Here is an 8,395-nt window from a genome sequence, read left to right as displayed (position 1 = left end):
TCGTTCAAGTTATTTCTTGCAATCTGCCAAACTAAAAAAATTTTCAAAGCTGCCGGTTATCTGCGAGTAAGGAAGAATTTTTGTAATAAGTCAGTTTTCTTCCATTAAGAGGCTGAATCTTACGATGATTATTTGGATAATCATCATGAAGGGCAGCTTTTGATGCAGCAGAAATAAAATGAGGCTGTGTCAAAACTATCCAAGTGACATCCGCCATTAAAGGAGGAGTAGTTAGTGAACCCACATATGTAACATGTGATAGATCATTCGGCAGTACTTGCTCTAATTCGCTAACGGAAACTTGTTCTTGGTAGATTTTTGATAAGGGTAAGTTCTCAATTGAATTTTTATCGACTTGGCATAAAATTGCCAGAACTAAGTTAGCATTATTTTTGCCTTGATACACGAGGTGAATCTCCCCGGCAAACTGCTGACCATTTAAAGTATGCTCGCTTCCATCATGAAAGTGTAGTCGTTGGAGTTGATATTTATCCTTGCCAACTAGTAATTCTCCGGCAGCTAAAAATTGATCTCCATTCGGCTGTCTTTTTTTAATGATTTGGTCGCTAGCGTTAAAGATAAAAGTTAAGGTTTGCTGCTGCAAAGTTTTGTTTTCTACGCTAGACAATTCAATGTTGATCGGTGATTCGAAGTTTGAGTATGATTTCCATGAATCTTGTAGGGCATAGTCTAAATATTCCATATTATTCCTCTTTTGTGCAATTGTTAGCTGAAAGGTTATTACTTTAACTAGTAGTTTACCAAAAATCAGCGCTTTTCGCATAATTAGTGCAGTCTAAATAATTATGTTTAAGTAGTAAGTGCTTTCTGTGTTAGTGTGTTATAATTGATACAGTAATTTTGGCACTATGTATGATCAAGAAATGAGGAAGAATATGACACGCCGTGAAAAAATTTTAGCTTATTTGAAGAGCCAAGACGAAGCTGCCTCGGAAGGGATGACAACTCTCGCTATTTCTGAAGCTTTGGGCTTGGTACGTTCTAATGTTAGCAAGGAATTAAATACATTAGTACGCGAGGATATTTTAAAAAAATCAAACGGACGCCCAGTTCGTTATTTTTTGGTCGTAGAAGATGATACCACTAAGAAACAGGTTAATAAAAATAAGGTAAGTGCTGATAAAAGTAATAAAAAAAAGCAGCAGATAGCTGAGGAAGCAAGATCTCAGGATAACTCAGGTTCTTCCGAGACTGACTTTTTTGAAACTATGATCGGACGTAAGGACAGTTTGAAAAATCAGGTTGAACAGGCAAAAGCCGCGATCTTATACCCGCCACATGGATTAAACGTGCTGATCACAGGACCGACCGGTTCTGGAAAAACTTATTTTGCTAACGCAATGTACCAGTTTGCCTGGGAAAAAGATGTGTTATCCCATGAAGATATGACGGTTTTTAATTGCGCAGATTATGCTCATAATCCACAGCTATTGATGTCGCAACTGTTTGGATATACTAAAGGTGCATTTACCGGTGCAAATGAAGAAAAAGATGGACTGATCCAACAGTCAGACGGCGGCATGCTATTTTTGGATGAAGTTCATCGCCTACCACCTGAGGGACAAGAAATGATCTTTTATTTCATGGATCATGGGACATATAGTAAGCTGGGCGAATCGGGTAAAACTCATCATGCTGACGTCCGTTTGGTTTGTGCCACGACTGAAGATCCAGAAAGTTCCTTATTGCAAACATTTGTCAGACGGATCCCGATCATGATTCAAATGCCAGCCTTCAAGGAACGGACAATGCGAGAAAGAGTAGCGATGCTCAAACGACTCTTAACGATCGAGGCCAACCGGATCCAGCGCAATATTAGATTAAATGAAGATGTTGTTCAGGCACTGATCGGCAGTGTTACTTATGGCAATGTTGGACAACTTAAATCAAACATTCAGCTGGTTTGTGCACAAGGATTTTTAGGAAGCATAAATAATGAGTCTGAAATTAAACTTGATTTTGACAGTATGCCGACAAATATCAAAGATGGCCTGCCGCGTTTGGCATCTAATCGGGAAGAACAAAGTCGGTTGACGAAGCTTTTAGAGCCAACGATGATTGTCCATCCGGATAATTCAACGAGAGCACCAGCAGACAGGGATAATTACGAACTACCTTATAATCTCTATGAAGTGATCGGTGAAAAAGCCCAAGTTTTGCAAGATGAAGGGCTGGACCATGCCGCAATCAATAATTTTATTATGACTGACATCAACGTGCATTTGAAGTCGTTTTATAAAAATGCTAAGTTTGACCGGACTGAAAAAAGTTTTAACGAGATCATCGATCAAGACATTATTGATGTTACCAATGAAATTGGCCGCTTTTTAAAAGAGGAACGATATGACGTCGGCGAGAATTATCTTTATGGAATGAGCTTGCATATCAGTTCATTTATCAAACGAGTACAGTCCGGTAAGCCTCTAAGGAGAGTTGCCAATAACATTATTTCAATGGTCAACGATTATCCGCGCGAATTTGATCTTGCCAAAAAAATCAAGAAAATGCTTGAAGAGCATTACAACATGCCCGTACCAGATTCCGAACTGTATTACTTGGCGATACTTCTAGCTTCATTAAAAGCTGAGCCTGAGATCGGCAAAGTCGGGATCGTAGTCGCAGCGCACGGAGATAGTACTGCATCATCGATGGTGCATGTTGTTAAGCAGTTATTGTCGGCGGATAACTTGGAATCATTTGATATGGCACTAGAGATGGATCCGCAGACCGCATTAAAGGGCATTGCACATAAAGTAAAACGAGTTGATCGTGGTAATGGTGTTTTGCTAATGGTCGACATGGGGTCGCTTGGGACCTTCAATGGTAAAATCGAAAAAATGACAGGAGCGGCAGTTAAGACGATCGATATGGTAACGACGGCAATGGTCTTAGAAGCAGCCCGCAAATCTTCTCTAATAGATAGTGATCTGGAACTGATCTATAATGAGTTGAATGATTTTAACGGTTATTCACGACCTATGATAGAGTCTGAACAAAATGTCGGTAATTTAGATAGCTTAGAAGTTAGTGATTCCAGGCAGCGGGCGATCGTTGCCTTATGTGCTACTGGACAGGGAACGGCTGAAAAAATCAAGGAGATCTTGGACGGTATTTTAGTTGACCATTTGATCGACGATATTGTTGTGATCCCGATCTCTGTTGTGGGAATGAGTCAAACTTTGGAAGATTTAAAGCGAAATTATAATATTATTGCTACAACAGGTGTGACACGCCCGAAGATCCCGGTCCCATTTATTTCTTTGGAGGATCTTTTACAAGGTGGCGGAGAAAAGTTTATTAGCCTGATACAGGAAATGGAAGATACGCCAGAAAAAGGAGAGGATGTTCAGGTCGACCTGGAAAGTTCTGAAGACCTAACAGAACAGAAAGCTCAACAATATTTGGGGCAATACTTTACTTTCATTAATCCGCAAAAACTAATTGGGGTTTTATGGAATTACTGTGATTACATTGCAGAAAGAGTAGATTTTGAATTTACTAACTCATTGCGGATTAGTGTCGTTATGCATCTTGCTGGAGCAATTGAGCGTTGTTTGACTAATTCCCCGATCACAGCTTCCAATGCAGAAATCAGAAGTGTACAAGAAAGTACTCTTTATCAGATCATTGTTCGAGCGAACAAGGTGATCGAAACGACCCTGAACTTAAAATTATCAGAAGAAGAAATATATTATATTGTGAAATTGTTTGATACAGAAACAGCTGAATAGCATACACTAGCAATCTGATACACTATTTTGTGTATCAGATAGCTTTTTTAAGAAATTATAAACATTGTTAAATAAGGATATAGGTGTGATACACAAAAATTGGCACAAAAATTGCTATATATTTAATGGGATGTTCAAAATAAAGTTTTCCCTAGGGTCGTTCTACTGCTGAATGAATTTGTTATCATACTTTTTTCTTTTATTAAGCAATTACGAACCTTGAGCAGAAAACGAAGTTTAGAATTCCCGTAGTACTTTTTAACTTGATTTATTATTAGTTTTTACGATCGAAGGTGGTCAACATGGAAATCCGGTTAATGCGTATCGACAGTCGTTTGCTGCATGGACAGGTCGCTACTAACTGGGCCAAGGTATTAAAAGTCGATCGGATCTTAGTCGTCTCAGACCAAGTTGCCCGGGACAACATCCGTAAAACCTTGATCAGGCAGGCTAGTCCACCTGGTATTAAGGTTCATGTGATCCCGTTGATGAAGATGTTACGAATCTATTTTGACCCGCGTTTTAATAGTTTCAAAGCATTGATCTTGGTCGAAAACCCACGTGATGCACAAATCTTAGTTCAAAATGGGACCCACGTTGATCTAGTTAACATTGGCGCTTTGAGCTTTAATAGTTCACGCAAAATGGTGACAGATACGATCTCAGTTGATCAGACAGATGTTGATGCATTTACTTGGCTCCACGATCAAGGGATCAAACTTGATATCCGTAAGGTTTCTGGAGATACTTCAAAGGATCTGTGGAAAGTTTTAACAGAAAAGGGTTTGGTTGAGCAGCCGTCAAGGAAAGTTGACTGATAATAAGTTGAGTTAAGGATTTTTTATAACTACTCCGGTTTTTTCCGGAAAATTTTATTGTGGGAGGTACACAAAATGGTAGGTATTATCCTCGCGAGCCATGGTAGTTTCGCGGAAGGCATTTTCCAATCTGCTGAAATGATTTTTGGCAAACAAGAAAATGTCCAGACGGTTACCTTGCAGCCAAGTGAAGGTCCGGATGATGTTCATGCCAAAATGGAAAAGGCTATTGCCACATTTGACGATCCTGAACAAGTTTTGTTTTTGATCGATCTGTGGGGCGGTACACCATTTAACCAGGCAAGCAATATCTTCGAGGAACACAAAGATACTTGGGGTATTGTAGCTGGTATGAACTTGCCGATGGTTATTGAGGCATATGCATCTCGTTTGTCAATGGATTCAGCACAAGAAATTGCTGCTCATATTATTGAAACGGCAAAAGATGGTGTTAAGGTCAAACCAGAATCGTTACAACCGAAGGAAGCAAAAGCTCCGGTAGCTGACGATGGTCAGCCTAAGGGTGGTGCGATCCCTGAAGGTACAGTGATCGGTGATGGTAAGATCAAATATGTCTTAGCTCGGGTTGATTCACGACTACTTCATGGACAGGTTGCTACGTCATGGACGAAATCGACCGCTCCAAATCGTATCATCGTTGTTTCAGACAATGTTGCACAAGACAATCTGCGTAAGAGCATGATCGTTCAGGCAGCTCCTCCTGGAGTTAAAGCTAATGTTGTTCCAGTTGCTAAGATGGAAGAAGTTGCCAAGGATCCTCGTTTTGGTAACACCAAGGCTTTGATCTTGTTTGAAAACCCAGAAGATGCTTTACGAGCTATCAAGGGCGGCATGGACCTTTCAGAACTTAATATTGGTTCAATGTCTCACTCCACTGGCAAAGTAGCAGTTAATAATGTTTTGTCAATGGGACCTGAAGATGTAAAGACTTTTGATGAATTGAAGAAGATGGGCGTTAAATTTGATTTGCGTAAAGTTCCTGCTGATAAAAAAGGAAACTTTGACGAATTAGTTGAAAAAGCCCGGACAGAATTAGGCTTGTAAGCCTTGTAAAATTGAAAAGGAGGGTATTTCATGTCTGGTATTTCTATGGTATTAGTAGTGATCGTGGCGTTCTTCGCCGGCATGGAAGGTATCTTGGACGAGTGGCAATTCCATCAACCATTGGTTGCATGTACGTTGATCGGATTGGTAACTGGTCATTTGACTGAAGGTATTATGTTGGGCGGTTCGTTACAAATGATCGCCTTAGGCTGGGCAAACGTTGGGGCCGCTGTTGCTCCTGACGCTGCTTTGGCTGCTGTTGCATCATCTATTATTTTGGTTCAAGGTGGACAAGGCGTTAAGGGGATTGGTCCAGCCGTAGCTATCGCTATTCCATTGGCTGTTGCTGGTTTATTTTTAACAATGATTGTTCGTACTATTACAGTTGCAATTGTTCATTTGATGGATAAAGCTGCTAAAGAAGGTAGCTCAAAGATGATCGATTTTTGGCAATATGTATCTATTTGCTTGCAAGGTTTACGTATTGCGATTCCAGCGGCTTTGCTGTTAGTTATTCCAGCATCATCAGTTCGTGGCATGCTCGAAGCAATGCCAGCTTGGTTGAATGATGGTATGTCGATCGGTGGTGGAATGGTTGTTGCCGTTGGTTACGCAATGGTTATCAATATGATGGCTTCTCGTGAAGTTTGGCCATTCTTCATCATTGGTTTCGTAGTTGCTGCACTTTCTGATTTGACATTGATCGCTATCGGTGCTCTAGGTATTTCGCTTGCTTTGATGTACTTGGCTCTTGATAAGGGTGGCTCAAGCAACGGCAACAACAATGGGGGAAACAGCAACACTGGCGATCCATTGGGCGATATTCTCGATGATTATTAAAATTAAAGGAGGGAAATACAATGGCTGAACCAGTAGTAACTGAAAAGAAAATTACTTTATCAAAACATGATCGTTTTAAAGTTGCATGGCGGACACAGTTCTTGCAAGGTTCTTGGAACTACGAACGTATGCAAAATGGTGGCTGGTGTTATTCAATGATCCCAGCGCTTAATAAATTGTATCAAAAGAAAGAGGACCGTGTTGCTGCTTATCAACGGCATTTGGAATTCTTTAATACTCACCCATACGTAACCTCACCAATTATCGGTGTAACGCTATCTTTGGAAGAAGAACGTGCTAACGGTGCTCCAATCGATGATGCCGCTATTCAAGGTGTTAAGGTTGGTATGATGGGACCCTTAGCGGGTGTTGGTGATCCTGTATTTTGGTTCACTGTTCGTCCAATGATCGGTGCTTTGGGTGCTTCTCTTGCCTTGGGTGGCAGTATTATGGGACCAATTTTGTTCTTCGTGGCGTGGAACATTATTCGTTTTGCAACAATTTGGTATACTCAGGAATTTGGTTATAAAGCAGGTAACGCTATTACAGACGATTTGTCCGGTGGCTTATTACAAATGATCACTCGTGGAGCTTCCATGATGGGTATGTTTGTTATCGGTGCTTTGATCGAACGGTGGGTCAACATTAAATTCACACCTGTTGTTTCTCGGATCCAACAACAAAAGGGTGCTTATATTGAATGGGACAAATTACCTAGCGGACATGCTGGTATTAAGGAAGCTTTGTCACAACAAGCTGCAGGTCGTACATTAGATAAAGTTAAGGTTACGACCTTGCAAGACAACTTGGATTCATTGATCCCTGGCCTTGTTCCTTTGCTGCTTACATTCTTATGTATGTGGTTACTAAAGAAGAATGTTTCTCCAATCGTTATCATTCTTGGTATTTTTGTGATTGGTATCGTTGGTCACGTTATCGGACTTCTTTAATTTTATAGGAAAGTACCAATTTAACGATCTCATTGCAATTGCACAATGGGGTCGTTTTTGCTATAACAGAGAAAACGATAGTAAGTGCAAGTATTTTTGGAGGAATTGAGCTATGTTTGGCAAAAAAAAGAAGAGGAAAAACGACCGGGTCAAATCGATGAACACGCAGATAGACTTGGTCATTCGCGGCACATCTCATATTGGCATGAACAGTTTTGGACAGATCATGGTCGGCAATAAAGCATTTGAATTTTACGATGAGAGAGACCCCAATAATTTTGTTCAGATCCCATGGGATGAAGTTGAACTTGTTGTGGCTTCAGTTTATTTTAAAGGGAAATGGATTCCGCGTTATGGATTTCAAACTAAGAAAAATGGGCTTTTGAATTTTTCTTCTAAGAACCCTAAGAAAGTGCTGCGAGCTGTTCGTGTATATATTGCACCAGAACATATCGTTCGTTCGCTAACGTTCTTCCAGGTGCTTAAACGGGGAATTAAGGCCATATTTGCAAAAAAAAATAAACTCTAATATCTGCTGGTCAGATTGTAACTAGGTTGCTTATTATAGTAGCCTAGTTTTTTATAACTAAAAATTAAATATTTAATAAGTGCTTTTTCTTTTAAATACCAGAAATGTGGCATGAAAAATTATATTTTACTTTAGCGAAAACGGTTTTATTGAAAAATATATAAAAAGTTGTTGACGGCGTGCTTTTTTGGCGGTATATTATTATACGTTGTTGCTGAGTACGAAATGCTTCGACAATTTAATTTTAAAAAGTTGTTGACATCATTCGTTATAGTTGATATACTATAAAAGTTGTCGCTTGAATGGTTGATTAAAAATTTAACCAAACAGCTTCATAAAATAAATAAAAGTATTCTTGACAGATAATTAAGAATTTGATATTATAAAGAAGTCGTCAGGTGATGGCATCAACAAGTAGATCTTTGAAAACTGAACAAAGTT

7 protein-coding genes are annotated in these 8,395 nt (G+C 39.6%); 6 read left to right on the top strand and 1 reads right to left on the bottom strand.

Going from position 1 to position 8,395, the window contains the following annotated elements:
• Positions 1-43 precede the first annotated feature (43 nt).
• Positions 44-703, bottom strand: a complete 660-nt coding sequence (locus FC65_RS07120) for a carbonic anhydrase family protein (RefSeq protein WP_056972086.1) — start codon at positions 701-703, stop codon at positions 44-46.
• A gap of 193 nt (positions 704-896) precedes the next feature.
• Here FC65_RS07120 and FC65_RS07115 point away from each other — a divergent pair, with 193 nt between their 5' ends.
• The 6 genes from FC65_RS07115 (at position 897) to FC65_RS07090 (ending at position 7,954) form a co-directional block, all read left to right on the top strand.
• On the top strand, positions 897-3,752 hold the full coding sequence (locus FC65_RS07115) for a sigma-54-dependent transcriptional regulator (RefSeq protein ID WP_056972085.1): 2,856 nt from the start codon (positions 897-899) through the stop codon (positions 3,750-3,752).
• A 302-nt stretch (positions 3,753-4,054) separates the two neighbouring features.
• Complete coding sequence (locus FC65_RS07110; RefSeq protein WP_056972084.1) at positions 4,055-4,570, top strand: PTS sugar transporter subunit IIB; 516 nt, start codon at positions 4,055-4,057, stop codon at positions 4,568-4,570.
• Positions 4,571-4,645: 75 nt separating this feature from the next.
• Complete coding sequence (locus FC65_RS07105) at positions 4,646-5,635, top strand: mannose/fructose/sorbose PTS transporter subunit IIA (protein WP_056972083.1); 990 nt, start codon at positions 4,646-4,648, stop codon at positions 5,633-5,635.
• Between the two features lie 30 nt (positions 5,636-5,665).
• Positions 5,666-6,475 (top strand): PTS mannose/fructose/sorbose transporter subunit IIC, encoded by an 810-nt coding sequence (locus FC65_RS07100; RefSeq protein WP_010498894.1) that lies wholly within the window; start codon positions 5,666-5,668, stop codon positions 6,473-6,475.
• A 20-nt stretch (positions 6,476-6,495) separates the two neighbouring features.
• Positions 6,496-7,425, top strand: a complete 930-nt coding sequence (locus FC65_RS07095; RefSeq protein WP_010498896.1) for a PTS system mannose/fructose/sorbose family transporter subunit IID — start codon at positions 6,496-6,498, stop codon at positions 7,423-7,425.
• Positions 7,426-7,537: 112 nt separating this feature from the next.
• Entirely contained in the window at positions 7,538-7,954 is a 417-nt protein-coding gene (locus tag FC65_RS07090; RefSeq protein ID WP_056972082.1) for a DUF956 family protein, read from the top strand.
• Positions 7,955-8,395 lie beyond the last annotated feature (441 nt).

The organism is Ligilactobacillus acidipiscis DSM 15836, assembly GCF_001435755.1.
Lineage (GTDB): Bacteria > Bacillota > Bacilli > Lactobacillales > Lactobacillaceae > Ligilactobacillus > Ligilactobacillus acidipiscis.
This window is presented reverse-complemented; position numbering and strand designations above follow the sequence as displayed.

Excerpts from the sequence above, each read along its gene's own strand:
- FC65_RS07100 (WP_010498894.1), top strand. The coding sequence starts at position 5,666 with ATGTCTGGTATTTCTATGGTATTAGTAGTGATCGTGGCGTTCTTCGCC.
- FC65_RS07095 (WP_010498896.1), top strand. The coding sequence starts at position 6,496 with ATGGCTGAACCAGTAGTAACTGAAAAGAAAATTACTTTATCAAAACAT.
- FC65_RS07115 (WP_056972085.1), top strand. The coding sequence starts at position 897 with ATGACACGCCGTGAAAAAATTTTAGCTTATTTGAAGAGCCAAGACGAA.
- FC65_RS07105 (WP_056972083.1), top strand. The coding sequence starts at position 4,646 with ATGGTAGGTATTATCCTCGCGAGCCATGGTAGTTTCGCGGAAGGCATT.
- FC65_RS07120 (WP_056972086.1), bottom strand. The coding sequence starts at position 703 with ATGGAATATTTAGACTATGCCCTACAAGATTCATGGAAATCATACTCA.
- FC65_RS07110 (WP_056972084.1), top strand. The coding sequence starts at position 4,055 with ATGGAAATCCGGTTAATGCGTATCGACAGTCGTTTGCTGCATGGACAG.
- FC65_RS07090 (WP_056972082.1), top strand. The coding sequence starts at position 7,538 with ATGTTTGGCAAAAAAAAGAAGAGGAAAAACGACCGGGTCAAATCGATG.